The organism is Metabacillus sp. 84, from assembly GCF_050107715.1.
GTDB lineage: Bacteria > Bacillota > Bacilli > Bacillales > Bacillaceae > Metabacillus_B.
The window spans coordinates 63,349-84,101 of sequence record NZ_JBNILN010000009.1; the positions used below are offsets into that span (position 1 = coordinate 63,349).

19 protein-coding genes and 1 pseudogene are annotated in these 20,753 nt (G+C 38.5%); all 20 read left to right on the forward strand.

All coding sequences use genetic code 11. The features are described 5' to 3' along the window. The first annotated feature begins 83 nt into the window (after positions 1–83). The 20 genes and pseudogenes from ACQCV8_RS15060 to ACQCV8_RS15155 all read left to right on the forward strand — a co-directional run bounded on the left by ACQCV8_RS15060 (position 84) and on the right by ACQCV8_RS15155 (position 20,715). The gene (locus ACQCV8_RS15060; RefSeq protein WP_426845710.1) at positions 84–1,910 is read left to right on the forward strand and encodes a polysaccharide biosynthesis protein; all 1,827 of its coding nucleotides are present in this window, start codon (positions 84–86) and stop codon (positions 1,908–1,910) included. A 61-nt stretch (positions 1,911–1,971) separates the two neighbouring features. Then, positions 1,972–3,150: a glycosyltransferase family 4 protein gene (locus ACQCV8_RS15065; RefSeq protein WP_426845712.1), complete on the forward strand. Its 1,179-nt coding sequence runs from the start codon at positions 1,972–1,974 to the stop codon at positions 3,148–3,150. Beyond that, positions 3,113–4,219, forward strand: a complete 1,107-nt coding sequence (locus tag ACQCV8_RS15070; protein ID WP_426845714.1) for a glycosyltransferase family 1 protein — start codon at positions 3,113–3,115, stop codon at positions 4,217–4,219. The genes ACQCV8_RS15065 and ACQCV8_RS15070 overlap by 38 nt, the downstream gene beginning before the upstream one ends. Before the next feature lie 4 nt (positions 4,220–4,223). Continuing rightward, the gene (locus ACQCV8_RS15075; protein WP_426845716.1) at positions 4,224–5,135 is read left to right on the forward strand and encodes a glycosyltransferase family 2 protein; all 912 of its coding nucleotides are present in this window, start codon (positions 4,224–4,226) and stop codon (positions 5,133–5,135) included. A 12-nt stretch (positions 5,136–5,147) separates the two neighbouring features. Further along, entirely contained in the window at positions 5,148–6,212 is a 1,065-nt protein-coding gene (locus ACQCV8_RS15080; protein ID WP_426845718.1) for an EpsG family protein, read from the forward strand. Continuing rightward, the gene (locus ACQCV8_RS15085; protein ID WP_426845813.1) at positions 6,187–6,990 is read left to right on the forward strand and encodes a glycosyltransferase family 32 protein; all 804 of its coding nucleotides are present in this window, start codon (positions 6,187–6,189) and stop codon (positions 6,988–6,990) included. The genes ACQCV8_RS15080 and ACQCV8_RS15085 overlap by 26 nt, the downstream gene beginning before the upstream one ends. Further along, the gene (locus tag ACQCV8_RS15090; RefSeq protein ID WP_426845720.1) at positions 6,987–8,186 is read left to right on the forward strand and encodes a glycosyltransferase; all 1,200 of its coding nucleotides are present in this window, start codon (positions 6,987–6,989) and stop codon (positions 8,184–8,186) included. Before ACQCV8_RS15085 ends, ACQCV8_RS15090 begins: the two co-directional genes overlap by 4 nt. A 14-nt stretch (positions 8,187–8,200) precedes the next feature. Further along, a complete protein-coding gene (galE, locus tag ACQCV8_RS15095; RefSeq protein WP_426845722.1) occupies positions 8,201–9,223 on the forward strand; it encodes a UDP-glucose 4-epimerase GalE in 1,023 nt (340 codons plus the stop codon). A gap of 23 nt (positions 9,224–9,246) precedes the next feature. Further along, a complete protein-coding gene (locus ACQCV8_RS15100; RefSeq protein ID WP_426845723.1) occupies positions 9,247–9,372 on the forward strand; it encodes a hypothetical protein in 126 nt (41 codons plus the stop codon). Positions 9,373–9,383: 11 nt separating this feature from the next. Beyond that, positions 9,384–9,983, forward strand: a complete 600-nt coding sequence (locus tag ACQCV8_RS15105; RefSeq protein ID WP_426845725.1) for a sugar transferase — start codon at positions 9,384–9,386, stop codon at positions 9,981–9,983. A 1-nt stretch (position 9,984) separates the two neighbouring features. Beyond that, positions 9,985–10,632 carry an acetyltransferase gene (locus ACQCV8_RS15110; protein WP_426845727.1) on the forward strand — a complete coding sequence of 216 codons (648 nt, stop codon included), beginning with the start codon at positions 9,985–9,987 and terminating at the stop codon, positions 10,630–10,632. Continuing rightward, positions 10,629–11,801: a DegT/DnrJ/EryC1/StrS family aminotransferase gene (locus ACQCV8_RS15115; protein WP_426845729.1), complete on the forward strand. Its 1,173-nt coding sequence runs from the start codon at positions 10,629–10,631 to the stop codon at positions 11,799–11,801. The genes ACQCV8_RS15110 and ACQCV8_RS15115 overlap by 4 nt, the downstream gene beginning before the upstream one ends. 30 nt (positions 11,802–11,831) lie before the next feature. Beyond that, positions 11,832–12,872 carry a glycosyltransferase family 2 protein gene (locus ACQCV8_RS15120; RefSeq protein WP_426845731.1) on the forward strand — a complete coding sequence of 347 codons (1,041 nt, stop codon included), beginning with the start codon at positions 11,832–11,834 and terminating at the stop codon, positions 12,870–12,872. After that, a complete protein-coding gene (locus ACQCV8_RS15125; RefSeq protein ID WP_426845733.1) occupies positions 12,869–14,053 on the forward strand; it encodes a glycosyltransferase in 1,185 nt (394 codons plus the stop codon). Before ACQCV8_RS15120 ends, ACQCV8_RS15125 begins: the two co-directional genes overlap by 4 nt. 13 nt (positions 14,054–14,066) lie before the next feature. Beyond that, positions 14,067–15,188 carry a polysaccharide pyruvyl transferase family protein gene (locus ACQCV8_RS15130; protein WP_426845735.1) on the forward strand — a complete coding sequence of 374 codons (1,122 nt, stop codon included), beginning with the start codon at positions 14,067–14,069 and terminating at the stop codon, positions 15,186–15,188. Then, complete coding sequence (locus tag ACQCV8_RS15135) at positions 15,185–16,384, forward strand: glycosyltransferase (RefSeq protein WP_426845737.1); 1,200 nt, start codon at positions 15,185–15,187, stop codon at positions 16,382–16,384. The genes ACQCV8_RS15130 and ACQCV8_RS15135 overlap by 4 nt, the downstream gene beginning before the upstream one ends. Positions 16,385–16,393: 9 nt before the next feature. After that, a complete protein-coding gene (locus ACQCV8_RS15140) occupies positions 16,394–17,560 on the forward strand; it encodes a glycosyltransferase (RefSeq protein ID WP_426845739.1) in 1,167 nt (388 codons plus the stop codon). A 21-nt stretch (positions 17,561–17,581) separates the two neighbouring features. Continuing rightward, a pseudogene (locus ACQCV8_RS15145) lies at positions 17,582–17,787 on the forward strand (glycosyltransferase family 2 protein); the annotation flags it as partial. 22 nt (positions 17,788–17,809) lie between these two features. Then, a complete protein-coding gene (locus tag ACQCV8_RS15150; RefSeq protein ID WP_426845741.1) occupies positions 17,810–19,594 on the forward strand; it encodes an ABC transporter ATP-binding protein in 1,785 nt (594 codons plus the stop codon). A gap of 71 nt (positions 19,595–19,665) precedes the next feature. After that, positions 19,666–20,715, forward strand: coding sequence for a glycosyltransferase family 2 protein (locus ACQCV8_RS15155; RefSeq protein ID WP_426845743.1), 1,050 nt, complete (start codon positions 19,666–19,668; stop codon positions 20,713–20,715). Positions 20,716–20,753: the final 38 nt, after the last annotated feature.

Genomic DNA, 20,753 nt, shown 5'->3' on the forward strand with positions numbered 1-20,753 from the left:
ATTGAAGGGTTTAGCGGTGAATTTCTGCTTAGGAGTTTAAGGCTAAGAACTTCAAATACCATTTAAATAAAGGGGTGAACTTTTTGGCATTTCGGACAAGACTGGCCTTACTGATCCTGATTGACTCAATCATTGTACTGACCGCCGTCTATATCAGCCGATTCGTCGTATCCGCAGATATTCATGTCTTAACTGTCCCTGTATTCATCAGCTCGCTGACACTTCTTGTTTGCCATCATATATTTTCTTACATGTACAAGCTTTATAAAAAGGCGTGGGAGTACGCCAGCATCAGTGAGCTGATCATGATTGCAAAAGCGGTCACGCTCTCGATTTTTACAGCGGGAATTGTTCAGGGAATTGCGTTTCATGATGTATATTTTAGGCTTCTTGCTGTAACCTGGCTGCTGCATATGTTTTTTATCGGCGGCTCCCGTTTTTGCTGGAGGGTCTACAGAGACTCGCTTTTCAGCAGGACGCAGGATAAAAAACGGACGCTGATCATTGGAGCCGGGGCAGCTGGTACGATGGTGGCCAGGCAGCTGAAAAACAACCATGAATCTGAATTGAAGCCAATTGCCTTCATTGATGACAGCAAGAGAAAGCAAAGCCTGGATATAATGGGCCTTCCGGTTGTTGGAGGCGTGCCTCAAATTGCCCTCGCTGTAGAAAATCTAAAGGTTGATAACATCATCATCGCGATCCCTTCTCTGAAGAAAAAAGAATTAAACCGGATCTTTCAGGAGTGCGCCAAAACGAACGCCAAAACCAAAATCCTGCCGATGCTTGAGGACCTGGTAACCGGGAAAGTCTCCGTCAGCCAGTTCCGGGACGTTCAGGTGGAGGACTTGCTCGGACGCGAGCAGATCCAGCTGGATATAGAAAGCATATCGGAGTACGTTACGGGCCGGACCGTCCTGGTTACCGGTGCAGGCGGCTCCATCGGCTCTGAGATCTGCAGGCAGATATCCAAGTTTACTCCGGCCAAGCTGATTCTGCTCGGCCACGGTGAAAACAGCATCTATTCGATCGAGATGGAACTAAAGGGGACATTCAGGGGATCAGGCATCCAATTTGTTACAGAAATAGCCGAACTGCAGGACGCAGAAAAAATGAACGCGGTGATGGCAAAGCATTTGCCCCATGTCGTATATCATGCTGCAGCCCATAAGCATGTCCCGTTAATGGAACGAAACCCGGAAGAAGCGGTAAAAAACAATCTGATCGGCACCCGGAATGCAGCCCTGGCGGCAAGCTGGAACGGAGTCGAAACCTTTGTCATGGTTTCGACTGACAAGGCGGTTAATCCAACGAGCGTTATGGGGGCTACAAAAAGGCTGGCCGAAATGATTATTCAGGATATGGACTCGATGAGCGATACCCGCTTTGTTGCCGTCCGGTTCGGCAACGTTCTTGGCAGCAGGGGAAGTGTCATCCCTTTATTTAAAAAGCAAATTCAGAACGGAGGTCCGGTCACCGTTACCCATCCGGATATGATCCGCTATTTTATGACCATTCCCGAAGCGTCAAGACTCGTCATCCAGGCAGGAGCTCTGGCCCAGGGCGGAGAAATTTTTGTTCTCGATATGGGAGAGCCCGTTAAGATTGTTGATCTGGCCAAAAATTTAATCGTTTTATCCGGAAATTCCGTCGACGAGATCGGGATTGAATTTTCCGGAATTCGCCCTGGTGAAAAGCTGTTCGAGGAGCTGCTTCAGGAAGAGGAAGTGCACGAAGAGCAAATCTATCCGAAAATTTACATCGGCAGAAAAGCAGAGCTGCTGATGGACGAAATCGAAGAGCTGCTTCAGTCCTTTCCGGAGCTGGAAGCAGAGCCCTTAAGAGAAAGGCTTCTGGAGCTTGCCAACCGGAAACCTGCCGTCAAAGAGCTTCTTTCCGTTCCTGGTTAAACGTATTAAATAATACTAAGGAAACGCCGCCCTGGCGTTTTTTTGTATGGGAGCCATGTCCATGAAGAAAAAAGTGCTGCTAGCGGCAACAGTTGACTACCATTTTAAGGCTTTTCATTTACCAATCATGAAATGGTTCAAGGAACAGGGATGGGAAGTTCATATAGCAGCTCAAGGGGACTTGGAGCTTCCCTATACCGATCTTAAATTCAATATCCCTATTCAGCGTTCTCCTTTTAAATCGCAGAATTGGATGGCCCTAAAAGAGCTAAAAGCGATCATGGATGAACATGCCTACGATATGATCCACTGCCACACCCCGATGGGAGGCGTGCTTGCAAGACTGGCTGCTTTAAAGGCGCGTAAAAAAGGAACCAAAGTCATTTATACTGCTCACGGCTTCCATTTCTGCAAAGGAGCCTCCCTTTCGTGCTGGCTGCTGTATTATCCGGCTGAACTGGCACTGAGCTTGGCTACGGACTGTCTGATTACGATAAACGAGGAAGATTACCGCCTGGCGAAGCGGCATCCATTTAAAGCATCAAGAATTGAACACGTCCACGGAGTCGGAGTCAACACAGAACAATTCAAGCCAATGGATTCCAGTTTAAGAGAGAAAAAAAGAAAACTGATGGGATACCAGTCAGATCACTTTCTGCTGTTTTACGCAGCTGAGTTTAACCAAAATAAAAATCAGGAGCAGCTGATCCGGGCGGTTACGGCTATTAAAAATCAAGTGCCCCGCATCAGGCTGCTTCTTGCCGGTGAAGGCAAGCTTCTTGAGTCATGCAGGATGCTCGCCAAAGAACTTGAGGCAGATCACCTCATCCAGTTTCTCGGATTTAGGACAGATATCGCCGACCTCCTCCCCCTATGCGACGCCGCAGCAGGATCCAGCTACCGGGAAGGCCTTCCCGTCAACATCATGGAAGCCATGGCATGCGGGCTGCCGGTCCTTGCCACCGAAAACAGAGGCCACAGGGAACTGGTCGTCCCCGGCGAGAACGGCTGGCTCGTGAAACCGGGGAATGTGGAGGATATGGCGGGGAGGATGCTGCAGCTTGTCACTTATTCCTCAGGCCAGCGTCAGCTCCTAGGGCAATCAAGCCGCGAAAAAATTGTAAGCAAATACAGCGAGCAAATGGTGCTAAAGCAAAAAAGTACGGTGTATGTAAAATACATGGATCAAAAGGAGGTGCCGCATGTCCAAGCCAGTGAGAGTTCTTCACTCGGTCGTTAACATGAACCGGGGTGGAGCTGAAACCCTTATTATGAACCTTTACCGGAATATGGACCGTTCAAAGGTTCAATTTGATTTCCTGACTTGCAAGGAAGGCGTTTTTGACGAAGAGATCAAGGAGCTGGGTGGCACCATCCACCGCATTCCATACATTACAGATGGGGGACATTTCCGCTATATCCGAAGCCTGGACGCTTTTTTTAGTAAAAACAGGCAATATAAAATTGTCCATTCCCACATGGATAAAATGAGTGGATTTGTTCTCCGTTCAGCTAAAAAGCATAACATTCCGGTTAGGATTGCGCACAGCCACAACACCGAGAGCGAAGGGAATTTCCTGGCGAAAATGTATAAGGACCTGGCTGGAAGACTCATTCATCCCTCGTCCACCCATTTGTTCTCTTGTTCAGAATTAGCTGCCCAATGGCTGTACGGAAACACAGAGAGGAACAAAATCTTGATGAAGAATGGCATTGATTCCGACCAATTCAGGCATTCTCCATCTATACGGAACCGCCTTAGAGTGGAACTTGGCTTGACGAATAAATATGTTATCGGGCATGTGGGGAGGTTTAATCCTCAAAAAAATCACGAATTTCTTTTAGAAATTTTTCATGAATGCTGCAAAAACTATACAGACCTACATCTCGTGCTGGCAGGGGACGGGCCATTAAGAACTAGGATGGAGCAAAGAGTGAACAGCCTGCAACTAGCAGACAAAGTAAGTTTTTTAGGAGTCCGGCCGGATATCCCTCACCTGCTGCAGGCGTTTGATCTTTTCGCCTTTCCGTCTTTGCACGAAGGTTTGCCTGTCACTCTGGTGGAAGCCCAGGGAGCGGGTCTTCCCTGTATCGTATCAGATACTATCACGAATGAAGCAGATATGGGCGTAAACTTGATGACGTATCTCCCGCTAAATCAAAAAGAGGAATGGGCGTCTAAGGTTGCACAGGTCTTACTTCAAAAAAGGGAAAGAAACATACCGCAAAATACACTCATTTTAAATGGCTATGATATACGGAATACGTCTGAATGGGCCCAGGGGTTTTACTTGGGGGCAGTGAGGTGATGGTTTGAAAACGTTAACGGTATTTACACCAACATACAATAGAGCTTACTGTCTTGGTCAATGCTATGAAAGCTTAAAGAGACAAAGCAATAAGGATTTCGATTGGCTGATAATTGATGATGGTTCCACAGACCGGACGAAAGAACTGGTGGATTCATGGATAGAAGAAAATGTGATTACGATCAGATACATTTGGCAGAAAAATCAAGGGATGCACGGTGCTCATAATACAGCATATGAAAATATTGATACAGAATTAAATGTGTGTATTGATTCAGATGACTATTTGGCAAAGGACGCGGTGGACAAGATCGTAAGCTTTTGGAAAAACAAAGGAAGCCAAAAGTATGCGGGGATAATAGGGCTGGATGCCAGTCCCTCTGGTGAAATTATTGGAACAAGCATACCGGAACATATTACAGAAACTGCACTGACTGATCTGTATGTTCTTCACAAAGTCAGAGGGGATAAAAAGCTGGTTTACAGAACCGACCTGATAAAAAGTGTTCCCCCGTACCCTCTGTTTAAAGGTGAAAAATATTGTCCATTGAATATCAAGTACATCTTAATAGAACAGGAATATCCTCTCCTGGTTTTAAATGAGGTTTTATGTCATGTGGAATATCGCGAAGATGGCTCAAGCTTAAATATGCTTAAGCAGTACAAAAATAATCCAAATGGTTTTCTTCATTATAGGAAAGTTGCGATGAAATACGCACCGTCCTTTCCTAAGCGGCTTAGAGAATCAATGCATTACGTTTCGGGCAGCTTACTCTTAAAAGAGTATCTTTTTTTATTTAAAACGCCTCACAGAATCGAAGCCTTGCTGGTTACACCTATGGGAATTGCACTCTATTTTTATATTCAATTTCGCAATAGGAAGAATATGCTGGGAAAAAATCAGGTAAACAATTGAAAGGAAAAGATCATGGCAATTCTCTACCTAAACCTTGTTTTAGTTTCATTGCTTTCCTTTTTTTCGCGCTATTTTTCAGTACCGGATTTGAATAGCTACAGCGAAATTAGAGCCAACAAACTATTAATTATCTTTACCTCAATGGTGCTTGTTGCAGTATCTGGTTTAAGAACAAATATTGGAGATACCTTCTTTTATATGCACAGCTTTCAGACAGATATGACCTGGGACAAAATACTAAGCGATAAAGATATCGGATTCGGAATGATGCAGATGATGTTGCAAAGTTTCTCTAAGGATCCACAAATTTTAATTTTTACTACTGCACTCATTACGAATCTATTGATCGTTCTCGTTCTTTATCAATATTCCAGAATGATTGAACTAAGCCTATTTGTATTCATTACCTCAGGGATGTATCTTGTGTCCATGAATGGGCTGCGCCAGTTCCTGGCCGCAGCCATCATTTTTGCCGCTACCACGTTTCTTTTTAAAAGAAAGTGGTTTTTATTCTTTATAACGATTCTTTTTGCTTCAACCATCCATCAGTCCGCACTCATTATGCTCCCAATTTACTTTCTAGTGAATCGCAGAGCATGGACGAAAGAAACGTATATCCTATTGATGCTTGCTGCGCTAGCCGTAATTGGATATGGCCAATTCTCTGCCATCCTTTTTGCAGCCATTGAAAACACTCAGTATTCCGGATATCAATCTTTCTCCGAAGGCGGGGCCAGCTTCTTAAGGGTTATCGTTCATGCAGCGCCAGTCATTCTTGCATACTTTGGAAGAGAAAAACTTCGGGAGATGTTCCCATACAGTGATGTGGTTGTCAATATGTCCATCTTAGGGTTGGTTTTTATGCTCATATCCACCCAGAACTGGATATTTGCGAGATTTTCTATATATTTTGGGTTGTATGAGCTGATTCTTATTTCTTGGATTGTAAAGATATTCAGGCCTAAGGATGAAAAACTAGTGTATTACTCTATTATCATTTGCTACTTTATTTATTTTTACTATGAACATGTCTTGTCTTTAAATATGGTTTATAAAAGCAACTACTTTAACTTATAGCAAAGAGGAGGGAGGAAAGCATATGACTGATGATCAAAGAATCCCGCGAACGGTTCATTATTGCTGGTTCGGATATGGAGAAAAACCTAGAATGGTAAAAAAATGCATGGAAAGCTGGCAGAAGCACCTGACTGGTTATACGTTTATAGAATGGAATGAAAGGAAATTTGATGTTTCCTCTCATCCGTTTGTTAGGGAAGCTTATGAGGCTAAAAAATATGCATTTGTCAGTGATTATGTCAGATTAACGGCCCTCTTGGAAGAAGGAGGGATCTACATGGATACAGACGTAGAAGTTCTTAAGCCACTTGATCCGCTTTTAGAAAAAAATGCATTTACAGGATTTGAGGATGATACGTTTCTCCAGTCAGGAACGCTGGGTTTTGCTAAAGGACATGATTTGATTAAATATTTCCTTAGCTATTATGAAAATAAGCATTTCACAAATAAAGATGGTTCCTTGAATATGAAAACAAACACCAGTCTTATGACTAGTCAGTGCTTACAGTTTGGTCTTATCCAAAATGGACAGTACCAGGTGTTGAATAATGGAGTTGAAGTATTTCCACGCACATACTTCAGCCCATACGATTATATAAATGGCGAAAGCTTTATAAATGAAGAGAGCTACACAATTCATCACTATGCTCAAACATGGCTGCCTGCGAGCACTAGGTTTAAAAGCTCAGTTAAGAGAGCGGCCAGTAAATTAATTGGACCGAAAGCAATTGCTGCCGTAAGAAATGCAATCAGTCCTTCCGGCGGAGGAACGAAATGAAAAAACACATACTGATTTCCTCCTTTGATCTAGCCATTGGAGGGGTAGAAAGAAGCTTAATTGGTCTTCTTAATTCGATTGATTACAGCCGTTATGATGTCGACCTTCTCCTCTTTAAACAGGAGGGAGAATTTATGTCCTTCATTCCTAAAGGACCGAACGTATTGCCGGAGATTCCTGCCTATACAACCTTCCGAAAATCCATTGGAGAGGTAGTTAAGGGAAGACAATATCCCATCGGAGTTGGAAGAGTATTAGCCAAGTATACCAGTTCCATAGAAGGAAAACTAAAAAACATCCCGGAACCCGGCTACTTAACCATCCAATACGGCTGGGACTTCACCACACCTATTCTGCCAAAAATAGAAAAAGAATACGATGCAGCCATCAGCTTTTTATGGCCTCACCATTTCATTGGAACTAAAGTAAAAGCGAAGAAGAAAATTGGGTGGATTCATACAGATTATTCCAACATTCATGTTAATAAAAAAGCAGATGAACGTGTCTGGAAGAAGCTTGACCATATTGTTGCGGTATCCGATGAATGTTCCAGAACGTTTACTGGTGAGTTTCCACTTTTAAAGGAAAGGACCGCTGTCATTGAAAATATCCTCTCTCCTTCTTTTGTCAGGGAGCAGGCGGATTTAATGGTCCCCCCTGAAATTCAACGACGAAACGGAAGGACAATTTTGGTTTCTGTAGGGCGTCTTACACATGCGAAAGGCTTTGACGATGCGGCACGCGCATGCCGGTTGCTAATTGATCAAGGGTATGATTTAGAGTGGCATATTGTTGGATATGGCCCGCTTGAAAATGAGCTGAAGGTGCTGATTGCTGATCTCGAATTAGAAGATCGGTTTTTTTTATTAGGGAAAAAAGTGAATCCCTACCCATACATAAAAGCCTGTGACATCTATGTGCAGCCTTCGCGCTATGAAGGGAAGGCCGTAACCGTTAAAGAAGCTCAGATTTTAAGGAAACCTATCGTCATAACAAACTTTCCAACTGCCAAAAGTCAGGTGAATGATGGCTTCGACGGAAAGATTACACCAACCGGTCCAGAGGGAATTGCGATAGGCATCCAGCAGATGATGGATAATCAAGAATTGAGGAAGCAGTTGATATCCAATCTTGAAGCGGTTTCTTACGAAAGTAAGGCTGAACTGAATAAGCTTTACGAACTCATAGAGAGCTAACAGGAGGAATAAACATGATTTTACTGACGGGCGGAGCAGGATATATCGGCAGCCACACCTGCGTAGAGCTTCAGGAAGCGAATTACGACATCGTAATTGCGGACAATCTCAGCAACAGTCATATTGAATCCATAGATCGAATCTATGAGATTACTGGAAAAAGACCCGCTTTTTATGATACGGATTTACTGGATGGTGAGGGCCTGAACGCCATTTTTGAAGAGAATCAAATTGAGGCCGTTATCCACTTTGGCGGATTAAAGGCAGTTGGAGAATCGGTTGCTGAGCCTCTTAAATATTATCGGAATAATATAGCTGGAACTGTGAATCTTCTGGAGGTAATGAAACAACACAACGTGAAAAATCTGGTTTTCAGTTCATCTGCAACAGTATACGGAGATCCTCACTCCGTACCGATCCAGGAGCACTTTGCATTAACAGCAACAAATCCTTACGGGCGGACAAAGCTGATGATTGAAGAGATACTGAAAGACTTATATCATGCTGATCCGGAGTGGAGCATTTCCATCCTTCGATACTTTAATCCAGTCGGAGCCCATGAAAGCGGACTGATCGGAGAAGATCCGAATGGGATTCCAAATAACCTGTTCCCGTTTATTGCTCAAGTGGCAATCGGGTCCCGCAGCTGTCTGCACATATTCGGTGATGATTATCCGACGGCAGATGGCACAGGGGTGAGGGACTATATCCATGTCATGGACCTGGCAAACGGTCATGTAAAAGCACTGGAGAAAAATTTGTACTCCACCGGAACCGATGCCTATAACCTTGGAACCGGCATTGGCTATTCTGTTCTCCAGATGGTCCGCGCGTTTGAAAAGGTCAACCAAGTAGGCATTCCATATAAGGTGATGAGCCGGAGGCAGGGTGATATTGCGGAATGCTATGCAGATTCCAGTAAAGCCAATAGCGAGTTAAACTGGTACGCGACTAGAGGAATAAGCCAAATGTGCCGGGATGCCTGGAACTGGCAAGTAAAAAATCCTTCCGGCTATAAATCACACGCATTCTCTTAAGAAAAGTAAAGGTGAGATAAACTTTGACACAGGAACAACTAAAAAAGATCTTATTGAGCGCTTATCAAATCGCTGAAAAAAGAGAAGAAATCCATACAGTAGAATTAATTAGAGAAATTAAGAGGCAAATTATCAGCGCTGCAAAATAAGGAGTGAAGATGTGGCAAAACGGTCATTTGATCTGCTAACTGCACTATTCCTAATCTTATTATTGTGTATCCCGATGAGCATCCTGGCTCTATTCATTAAAGCAAAACTAGGAAGCCCGATTTTGTTTAAACAGACCAGACCCGGTCTTCACGAAAAGCCATTTTTATTGATGAAGTTTCGTTCGATGACGGATGAAACCGATAAAAATGGTTTTTTGCTTTCAGATGAACAGCGGCTGACCTCATTCGGAAAGATCCTCAGGAAATTCAGCTTGGATGAGCTGCCTCAGTTATTCAATGTCATGAAAGGTGATCTCAGTCTTGTTGGTCCCAGGCCTCTGCTAATGGAGTATTTGCCACTTTACTCCAAGGAACAGGCAAGACGGCATGAAGTAAAGCCGGGAGTAACAGGCTGGGCTCAGATAAATGGCCGGAATGCGATCACGTGGGAAAAGAAATTCCAGCTGGATGTCTGGTACGTGGAGAATCAAAGCTTTTTATTGGATGTCAAAATTCTGTTCGTAACGTTCGTGAAAGCCATCAAATCAGATGACGTACAGCAGGCAGGCTTTGCAACCGCTGAAAAATTTAAAGGCACTGGACTGAATTGATATGGTTCCACTCGTGATTATCGGTAATGGTGGACACAGCAAGGTCATTCAGGAGATGGCAAGCTTGAGTGATCAATACGAAGTGATCGCGATCCTGGATGATTGTGTAACGGAAATTAAGATGATAGAGAACATCGTTCATGGGCCATCGGCCATTGTTAATGAATTTACCCAGCAGGAAACGAAATTTTTCATCGCGATCGGGGATAATTCAGCCCGGCAAAGAGTGTACCAGAAGCTAAGGCTGGCCGATCATCAATATGCGACCCTGATCCATCCAAGCGCAATCATCAGCCAATCGGCGTCCATCGGCTTTGGAACAGCTGTGATGCCTAACAGTGTCATTAATGCGGATGCCAGGGTCGGGTCTCACTGTATTCTGAATACGGGATCCATTATTGAACATGACAGCCTGCTTCACGATTTTGTCCACATTTCCCCAAATTCCACATTAACAGGAAGTGTCAAGATCGGAACAGGCGTACACATCGGTGCTTCAGCCACTGTAATTCCAGGAAAAGAAATCGGAGTCTGGACGGTGATCGGAGCCGGAGCAGCCGTCATAGGAGATATCCCTTCCCACTGCCTAGCAGCCGGAGTTCCTGCAAAAATTAAGAAAAATCATAAGATAAGGAGGCGAGAAGCATGAAGCAGGCCGTTCAGCAAAAACGTATTTACTTGTCCCCGCCGCACATGAGCGGGAAAGAAATGCATTATATTAACGAAGCATTCGAAACCAACTGGATCGCTCCTTTAGGTCCGAACGTGGACGCATTTGAAAGAGAGCTGGCTGAAAAAGTAGGAGTCAGAGCAGCCGCAGCCGTCAGTTCCGGAACTGCAGCCATTCATCTGGCTCTTATTTTATTAGGAGTCGAAAGAGGAGCCACGGTATTTTGTTCCACCCTTACATTTGTAGCCACTGCAAATCCAATCTTATATCAGGGAGCCGAACCGGTATTCATCGATTCAGAACCGGAAACATGGAACATGTCTCCACAGGCTCTGGAGATGGCACTTAAAGATGCAGCAGATGCCGGAAAGCTGCCCAAAGCCGTCATTGTCGTCAACCTGTATGGCCAAAGTGCAAAAATGGACGAGCTCCTCGCACTATGCAACCTTTATGATGTGCCCATGATTGAGGACGCAGCGGAATCTCTTGGCTCTACCTACAAAGGGAAAGCGAGCGGCACGTTCGGGTACTTCGGAATCTACTCCTTTAACGGAAACAAAATCATCACCACCTCAGGCGGGGGAATGCTCGTATCGGATGATGAGGAAGCAATTGAGAAGGCCAGGTTTTTAGCAAGCCAGGCAAAAGATCCAGCCATTCACTATCAGCATAGTTCATTAGGATTCAATTACAGGATGAGTAATATTTTAGCTGGATTAGGACGGGCTCAGCTGGAAGTTTTGGAAGATAGAGTAGAGGCAAGAAGAAGGATACACGAGACATATAAGAAAGAATTGGAGCACATTAAGGAGATTTCTTTTATCCCCGAATTAGAACAGACCATGACAAACCGCTGGTTAACTGTTATTAATATCGATACTAAAAGCCTGGGCCTCAGTGTTTCAAACGTCTTGGCGGAACTTGCAAATAATAATATTGAAGTAAGACCGGTATGGAAGCCTCTTCATTTACAGCCGCTTTTTGAAAAATACCGGTTCTTTCAGCAACGTACATATGATTGTGTTGCTGAATGTAAGTTCAATAAGGGAATTTGTTTGCCATCTGGTTCTGGATTAACAATTGAGGATCAAGGAAGAGTTGTTGAAAGTTTAAATGGCTGTTTAAATAAAAGTGTAAGTTTCATTTAACTTTGAAAATCAAATTACCTGGAGGTCAAAATGCTTCCAAAAGTAAGTGTTATTGTGCCTGTTTATAATTGTGAAAAATACTTATCTAAATGTTTAGAGAGTATCATTAACCAAATTTACAAAAACATAGAGATCATTATCATTAATGATGGGTCAACGGATGGTAGCGGGCAGGTAGTCAAACATTTTAAAGAGATGGATATTCGGATTATTTACTATGAACAGACCAATAGCGGTCCATCGGAAGCCCGTAATAGAGGAATATCCCTTTCTACAGGGGACTATCTAGTATTTGTTGATTCAGATGATACAGTTGACAAGCGTTATGTAGAGTTATTGCTAACAAGAATGATTAAAACCGGATCAGATCTAGTTTGCTGTGGGTATGTGGATATATCAGAGTATGGGGTTATAAATTGCACTGATTTTGAGTTTGAAAGCAGTGTTTCTACTCATGAAATAATTGATATGGTATGCAAGAGAACTGGTGGGGTACTCTGGGGGAAAATTTTCAGAAGAGAAATAATCGTTAAATATGGTATTAAAATGGATAAGGATATTTTTATGTCAGAGGACTTGGTTTTTGTATTACAATATGTAGTTCGTTGCAGTAGTTCTTTTACAGCAATAAACGAGAATTTATATCATTACAATAGGCTTAATCAGGATAGTATCAGTTCGAATATTTCTACAAAGTATTTAGAAAATTTCATCGCTGTATGCAAGCACCTTGAACAAATATTTTTATCTGTAAATTTAGGTAATCAAGAAATTAATCAGATAATAGGAAATAGAATTCAAAACATTATTGTAAGTAATGTAGAAATGTTAAGTATGAAAATAAAGGATCACGGAATGAAACAGGCAATTAACGATATTGATTACATATTGTCTATCCCTTACATCAAAAAGTATCAAGATAAATTTGAAGCACAGAATTGGATATACAAGCCGTACATCTTCTTTTTAAGGAATAGGCATATAAAAAGTAGTATTCAATATGGAATGTTTATAAATGTAATTAAAAATATAAATAGAAATTTTAAGAAAAGAAAGAACGTGGGCCTATGAAAAAGCTATTATTTGTTATTGATTCATTAAATATTGGAGGAGCAGAAAAAAGCTTAGTATCATTATTAAACATGATCGATCCGTCAAAGTATGAAATAGACCTACTCTTATTTAAAAGGGGTGGTGATCTTGAAAAACATGTACCTGAGTATGTAAATATACTTTCCCCACCCGAATATTTTTTATTTTTAGATGGGACTAGATTTCCTATTGGGAAAAAACTAAAGTATTACAACTTTCGAATAAAGACTTCACTTTTTATAAGATTAAATAATTTCAAAAGAAAGTCTCACCACAGTGAACAAGTTGTATACAGAAGTATTAAGAGCATATTAAAACCAATTATTACACATTATGATGCTGCCATTGCTTACAGTCAGGGGATGCCAACATATTATGTAGCTCATAAAGTAAATGCATTAAAAAAATTAGCATGGATCAATACAGATTATGTTAATACACAGTACGATAAAAATGTTGATTATGACTCTTACAAACACATGGACAAAATCATTACCGTTTCTTATCATACAAAACAATCAATATCAAAAATTAGAGATGAGTATAAGAAAAAAATTGATTTGATATTTGACATAATAAATCCTGAATTCATTAGTAAGCTGGCAGATGAACAGAATATAGTGGAGTTTGAGGATTCTTTTGTAAATATTTTAACAGTTGGCAGATTAGTGAGTGCTAAATCCTATGATAAAGCTGTAGAGGTTGCCAGATTATTAAAAAGCGCAGGTTACAAATTTAAATGGTTTGTAATAGGAGAAGGCTCCGAGAAAGATGCAATCCAGAGAATGATAGATGATTATAACTTAAATGCACATTTTGTCTTGCTTGGAAAAAAAATTAATCCTTATGTATATATGAAAAACTGCGACATATATGTTCAAACATCTAGTAAAGAAGGTTTTGGGCTTACGGTTTGTGAAGCAAAAATATTAAAGCGACCAATAGTCTGTACCAATTTTGATACCGCAAAAGAGATAATTGAACACAACAAAACTGGATTAATTGTAGAACACAACATAGAGAGTATATACGAGGGTGTAAAAAGGTTTTTAGAAGACCATAGTTTTAAGAGAGACATAATGAAAGAATTAGATTCGATTCAACCATATAATTCCTTAAATCAATTGCAAAGGTTTTATAATATTCTAGAAAAAGCATAAGTGGGGATGCTGAATGAAAAAAATATTTGTTGATATTTATTTGAAATTCAACTTAGGGGATGATTTATTCCTAGACATTTTAGCCAAAAAATATCCTGCTGCCCAATTTACTGTAAACCACTTGGGGAATAATTATGATGATTTTATCTCCCAATATACCAATGTTAAACGAAGAAAATATAGTCTGGTGAATAAAATCGGTCAACGTCTCAAGTTATCAGACTCTATTACAAATTTCCATGCCGTAGCAGAAGAACATGATGCATTACTATTTATTGGAGGATCTATTTTCAGAGAGGAAGATTACCATTCCAATTTGTATGCTGATAGATTGAAATTAGTAAAAGAATTTAAGAAAAGAAACAAGCCGGTTTTTATTCTTGGTGCAAATTTTGGTCCTTATCAAACTAAGGGTTTCTTATCAGACTACAAAGAATTGTTTGAAATGTGTGCGGATGTTTGTTTTCGTGATACAGCTTCATATGAGTTATTCAAAGATCTTCCGCAAATTAGACATGCACCGGATATTGTGTTTCAGATGGATATTAAGGAGTATAAGGAAATCACCATAAAAGATAGAGTGGGATTTTCAATTATTGATGTGAAACATAAACAAGGTTTGTCAGAGTATTATAATGATTATTTAAGAAGTACAGTTAATGCCATTGAATTACTTACTAGTAAAGGGTACGAATGTTGCTTAATGTCTTTTTGTGAAGATGAAGGGGATTTGCAAGTCACCGATTCTATTATTTCAACTCTTTCCCCAGAGGCGCTAAAGAATACAATTAAATATAGCTATAAGGGAAATTTAAAAGAAGCTATTAATATAATAGCTTCTTTTAAATTGTTTGTGGCAGCAAGATTTCATGCGAACATCTTAGCAATAATCTTTGAATCAGGAGTGATGCCTATTATATACAGCCACAAAACTACTCATATGCTGGAAGACATTCAATTAGCTGACATCTTGGTAACTATGGAAAATCTCCACATTCAGTTCAATGAAAAGATAATCCTCAAGGCTCTTAATAATAAAGCTGACATTACAAACGTAGCCTTTGAAGCAGCTGCCCAATTCGAAAAGCTAAGTGAGTTTTTAAAATTTGAAATTAGCAATAGGGGAGCGATATGAAAAAAAAAATTATTTTCATGATCATTAATTTAAATATAGGTGGAACCGAAAAAGCATTGTTGAACATGATTTCAGAAATCCCGAAAGATAAATTTGAGATAACGATCTTAATGTTAGAAGAGTATGGTGGATTCTTAGATTCAGTTCCTGGGCATGTTAGTAAGATGTATTTAAAGAAATATAAAGATATTAAAGACCTAATAAATCAACCACCCCAATTAACTTCTATAAATTACTTTAAAAAAGGCAATATATTTGCTGCTTCTAGTATTTTATTTATCCATTTATTATCGAAGATCAGAAAAGATCGAGGCATCTTTTTTAAATACGCTATGAGAAATTTTCAATCATACGAAGGTGAATATGACTTGGCAGTAGCTTATGCAGGCCCTATGGATTTTATAAGCTATTTTGTCATTAATAAAATAAAGGCAGATAAGAAAATCCAATGGATTCATTTTGATGTAACTAAAGTAGGCTTCGATAGGTATTTTGCATCTAAGGTATATAGAAAATACGAAAAAATATTTGTTGTATCTAAAGAAGGCAAAGAGAAGCTTGTTGATAGAGTTCCTGCTATAAAGGATAAAACCGAAGTGTTTACTAATTTAGTGTCTAGTGACCTGATTCATCATCAGGCTAGAAAAGGTATAGGTTTTAGCGATAATTTTAACGGAATAAGAATCTTAACCGTTGGTAGATTAACGAATGAAAAAGGACAAGATCTCGCTATAAAAGTGCTAGCAATGTTAATTAATCAAGGGTATAAGGTTAGATGGTATTGTGTGGGGGATGGGAATTCAAGGAATAGATATGAAAGAATGGTAAAAGAGTTTAATTTAAATGAGAGTTTTATATTTCTTGGCTCAGATCCTAATCCTTATCCTTATATAGCACAGTGTGACATTTATGTTCAGCCATCGAGACATGAAGGATATTGTATTACACTCGCTGAAGCAAAATGTCTGGCTAAACCGATTATTACTACAAATTTTACTGGTGCAAGTGAACAGTTAAAAAACGGAGAAACTGGTCTGATAGTAAGCTGTAACGAAAACGATATATTCAAAGCTGTAGTAAATTTATTAAATAATCATAGATTACGAGAAGCATTTTCAAGGAAACTATCTGAAGAAATAATTGATCCTTCTTTTGAAGTGAATAGAATAATGGATTTTCAAAGTCAAATCGGTTAGAGGTATGGCATGAAAAAAATTATATTTGTTACTAGACAAATGGTAATGGGAGGAATAGAAAAAGCACTAATTTCTATGCTCGAAACAATACCTAAAGATGAATTTGATATCACAATTTTAGTTATGGCAAATGGAGGAGAGCTTGTTGATGATCTTCCAGATTACGTTAAAGTGAAATGCCTTTTTGGTGATGAACAATCTACGCGAGAAAGGGTAATTAATGATTTCAAAAAAGGCAAATTTGCCGCTGCTTTTAAAACTGGTTACTATAGCCTCCTAGCTAGAAAAGCAAAAACGGTGTTTGAACAAGAATTTTACCATTCTAAAATGTTACCGAAAGGTAAAGAAAGGTACGACATGGCAATTGCTTTTCATACTCCAGCGTCTTTTCCAGTAGTTTATGTAATAGATAATATTATTGCCAACAAGAAAGTTGCCTGGATCCATAGCGATGTTACTCAATATGAACGTGAGCTTCAACCATATAAAGAATACTACTCCAAATTTGATAAAGTATTTTGTGTTTCTAAATACGCTATGGATAAGTTTACTGATATGTATCCCGATCTTAAAAAAAGAACGGCAGTTTTCTACAATATAATTGATTGTATAAAAATGGATAAGCTATCAATGGAAAAAGGATTTGAAGATAGATTTAACGGTACTAAAATCCTTACAGTAGGTAGGTTAACATCCCAAAAGGGTCAAGATTTAATACCTAGTATTTTAAAGCTATTGACTTTAGCGGGATTTAAGATTAGATGGTACTGTATCGGTGAAGGTGAAGGCCGAGCAGAGCTGGAGAATCTCATTAAGAAGAACCAACTAGAAGAACACCTTATTTTATTAGGTAATCTAAATAATCCTTATCCCTATATGAAGCAGTGTGATATTTATGTTCAGCCATCAAGACATGAGGGATATTGTATAACTCTAGCCGAAGCCAGAGCATTTAATAAACCTATCATTACAACTGATTTTGTAGGTGCGAGAGAACAGATTATAGATGGTGAAACTGGGATCATTGTAGATTTTGACAATCGTCAAATATTTGAACAAATATCCTTATTATTAAAAAACACTTCATTTAAACAACAATTGCAGTGTAACTTAAAACGAAATGACTTAAGTAATAAAACTAATGTAGAAAATTTGTTAAAGGTATTAAAACAATAAAGAAAATTTGGAGGGGCTATGATGACTCCCGAAATAAGTATAATTGTCCCGATTTATAAAACTGAAAAATTTTTAAATGAATGTATTGATTCGATCCTTGCGCAAACTTTTACAAATTTTGAATAGTTAATGATGGTTCACCCGATAATTGCGGAGAAATTTGTGAACTATACGCTAAAGCTGACAGCCGAGTTATTGTAGTGCATAAGGAAAATGGAGGGGTATCTCGGCTAGGATAAAAGAAGAGGAGTGGCTAAATTGAAGGATGATATATATAAATTATTTAGACTTTTCAATAAAAAAGAGAAGAAAAAATTCTTGCTTTTATTTATTATGATGATTTTTGCAGCTTTCTTTGAAACTATAGGAATAGGTTTAATTGTCCCCTTCGTGGGAATAGTAACAAACCCCAATATAATACAAGAGGAAGGCGTCTTAAAGTACATTTATGAGATTTTAAACTTCAATTCATTGGTAGCGTTCATTACTTTTTCAGTAATAGTATTGTTTGCAGTATTTTTATTTAAAAATGTGTACCTGCTTTTTTTTAATTATATACAATTGAAAGTAATACTTAATCACCAAGTTAAACTATCTAGAAGATTGTTTAAAGAATATTTAACAAAACCATATACATTTCATTTGCAGCGAAATACCGCCGATCTTCTTCGAAATGTTAATAGTGAGGTACCTAGAGTGTTTCAAGGAATTCTTATATCAGGGTTTCAGTTAATTACAGAACTTTTAGTTATTGTATGTATTTTAACATTACTCCTTATAACAACTCCAATAGCAACAATTACAGCTTCTATTCTACTAGGGGGAAGCGTTTTTTTATTTTTTAAATTATTTCGGAAGAAAATTAGTATATTAGGGTTAGAGCAACAAAAGGTATTTGCTATGATGATCAAATGGGTGAATCAGGGGCTAGGAGCAGCTAAAGAAGTAAAAGTATCTGGAAAAGAGAAATATTTTATTAATGCATACACTACTCAAAGCCAAATTAATGCGAATAATAGCCGATACATGAGGATATTAGATCATGTACCAAGACTTTTTATAGAGACGCTTCTAATTTCAATAGTACTAATTACAATATTAATAATCGTTTTCCAAGGTTTGAATACTAACCAGTTGATTTCTACAATGGCACTTTTTGCTATGGCTGCTTTTCGATTAATGCCCTCTATTACCCGAGTAGTAGGTTTAATTACATCTATTAAGTATAATCAGCCTGCTTTATCAGTAGTTTACGAAGACTTGTTTAATAATAGAGAAGAAGCAACATCAAATACTATTGAGGATAGTATATTTGATGTAAATAGTGGAGAAAACCGGTTATTAGATTCAATCGAATTAAATGATGTTTCATTTCGCTATCCAAATCAAATAGACTATTCATTAAAAAACATTTCATTAACTATTCCAATTAAACACTCTGTTGCATTTATAGGAGAATCGGGGGCAGGAAAGACTACCGTAGTGGATATTATACTTGGGTTGTTGAAACCAGAAAAAGGAAATGTTTTAGTGGATGGAGAAAATTTATTTACTATAAAATCAACATGGCAAAAAAAAATTGGCTACATTCCTCAATCTATTTATTTATCAGATGATTCTATTCGTAATAACATAGCTTTTGGAGTAGATAGTCATCTTATTGATGATAAAGAAGTTTGGAGAGCGTTAAAACAAGCTCAACTAACAGAATTTGTTAAATCATTACCTAATCAGTTAGAGACGGCTGTAGGTGAACGAGGTGTAAGGCTCTCAGGAGGACAGCGTCAACGTATAGGTATCGCTAGAGCCCTATACCATGATCCAGAGATACTATTTATGGATGAGGCAACTTCAGCATTAGATAATGAAACAGAAAAAGAAATCATGAAGTCTATTAATGGATTAAAAGGTGAGAAAACGTTAATCATGATAGCTCATAGGCTTAGCACGATAGAAAATTGTGATATTGTTTTTAAACTTAGTAAGGGGCAGCTTGTTAACATTGAAAATAAACGAAAACAATTAGTAATGTAAACATTAAATTAACTCCTTTGGTTTGTTAGCAATTGATAATATTCTTGAATCTGAAAGGATTTGTAAAATATATGAGCAAAGTAAGTGTGGTTGTCCCCATATACAATGCAGGAGAAAAACTCCATAAGTGTATAAAATCTATAATTAATCAATCTTTCAAAGAATTAGAATTAGTACTAGTAAACGATGGTTCTACTGATAATAGTTTGGAAATCTGTCAGAAATATACAGAAAATGACAAAAGAATAATACTGATAGACAAGAAAAATGAGGGGCATTCTGCTACTAGAAAGAAGGGCATAGAAGCTTCAAGTGGCCCATATATTATGTTTGTTGATGCAGATGATTGGATTAGTAGTAAGATGATAGAGGTTCTTTATAATGAATTAATGGACTGTAAAGCTGAGATAATCGTATGTAATATGTACAGAGTGTATGGGTTTATTAAACAGCTAAATAAGAGTGTATATTTTGAAAGGGAAAAAACATATTATCATGAAGAAGTTAAGATGTTAGCTACAGCATATTTTCATGGACATCCCTTCCCCTCGTCGCTCTGGGGGAAATTATACAAAAGAGAACTTCTTGTGAATAGTGGTAATTATTTAGACAGAATACGATTTTTAGGGGAAGACCTTTTTTATAACCTTGAAATGCTCTTAAAAACTAATAAAGTCAAAGTCATTAATAAACCATTTTATTATTATAGATATGGTGGAGGCAGCCATAAATTTATGCCTTATTTTTTTGAAGATGTTATTAATGGCTACGAAATTCAAAAAGAAATTATAAATAAGTATTATACACAGACCCGACAGAATGAGATCAATGGAATTAGTATAGTATTACTAAACATGTTTAGAAGTGGATTGCTTAATTTGTTTATGGGGAAGTTTAGTGAATCTGAAATAAAAGAAAAGATATTAAATAATGTGGTTAAAGAAAGTATTATTGAGTGCTTAGACAATGAGGGAGTTATTAGATGTCTTTCTCCTGATTATTTAAATGCTATAAGGAACAAAGATATTCAGTATCTCTATCTTTTGGGTGAAAAGACGTATAAGAGACGAAAACCTAAACAAGTTTTGACTAAGATAGTATCCAATTTTAATCTAAATTAATTTTATTTGAGTTTGTAAATCACTAATGGAAGAAGTGA

Bases quoted from the DNA above. Each gene is read 5' to 3' on its own strand.
- ACQCV8_RS15065 (WP_426845712.1), top strand. From the start codon at position 1,972: ATGAAGAAAAAAGTGCTGCTAGCGGCAACAGTTGACTACCATTTTAAG.
- ACQCV8_RS15070 (WP_426845714.1), top strand. From the start codon at position 3,113: ATGTCCAAGCCAGTGAGAGTTCTTCACTCGGTCGTTAACATGAACCGG.
- ACQCV8_RS15080 (WP_426845718.1), top strand. From the start codon at position 5,148: ATGGCAATTCTCTACCTAAACCTTGTTTTAGTTTCATTGCTTTCCTTT.
- ACQCV8_RS15090 (WP_426845720.1), top strand. From the start codon at position 6,987: ATGAAAAAACACATACTGATTTCCTCCTTTGATCTAGCCATTGGAGGG.
- galE (WP_426845722.1), top strand. From the start codon at position 8,201: ATGATTTTACTGACGGGCGGAGCAGGATATATCGGCAGCCACACCTGC.
- ACQCV8_RS15110 (WP_426845727.1), top strand. From the start codon at position 9,985: ATGGTTCCACTCGTGATTATCGGTAATGGTGGACACAGCAAGGTCATT.
- ACQCV8_RS15115 (WP_426845729.1), top strand. From the start codon at position 10,629: ATGAAGCAGGCCGTTCAGCAAAAACGTATTTACTTGTCCCCGCCGCAC.
- ACQCV8_RS15120 (WP_426845731.1), top strand. From the start codon at position 11,832: ATGCTTCCAAAAGTAAGTGTTATTGTGCCTGTTTATAATTGTGAAAAA.
- ACQCV8_RS15125 (WP_426845733.1), top strand. From the start codon at position 12,869: ATGAAAAAGCTATTATTTGTTATTGATTCATTAAATATTGGAGGAGCA.
- ACQCV8_RS15130 (WP_426845735.1), top strand. From the start codon at position 14,067: ATGAAAAAAATATTTGTTGATATTTATTTGAAATTCAACTTAGGGGAT.
- ACQCV8_RS15135 (WP_426845737.1), top strand. From the start codon at position 15,185: ATGAAAAAAAAAATTATTTTCATGATCATTAATTTAAATATAGGTGGA.
- ACQCV8_RS15140 (WP_426845739.1), top strand. From the start codon at position 16,394: ATGAAAAAAATTATATTTGTTACTAGACAAATGGTAATGGGAGGAATA.
- ACQCV8_RS15155 (WP_426845743.1), top strand. From the start codon at position 19,666: ATGAGCAAAGTAAGTGTGGTTGTCCCCATATACAATGCAGGAGAAAAA.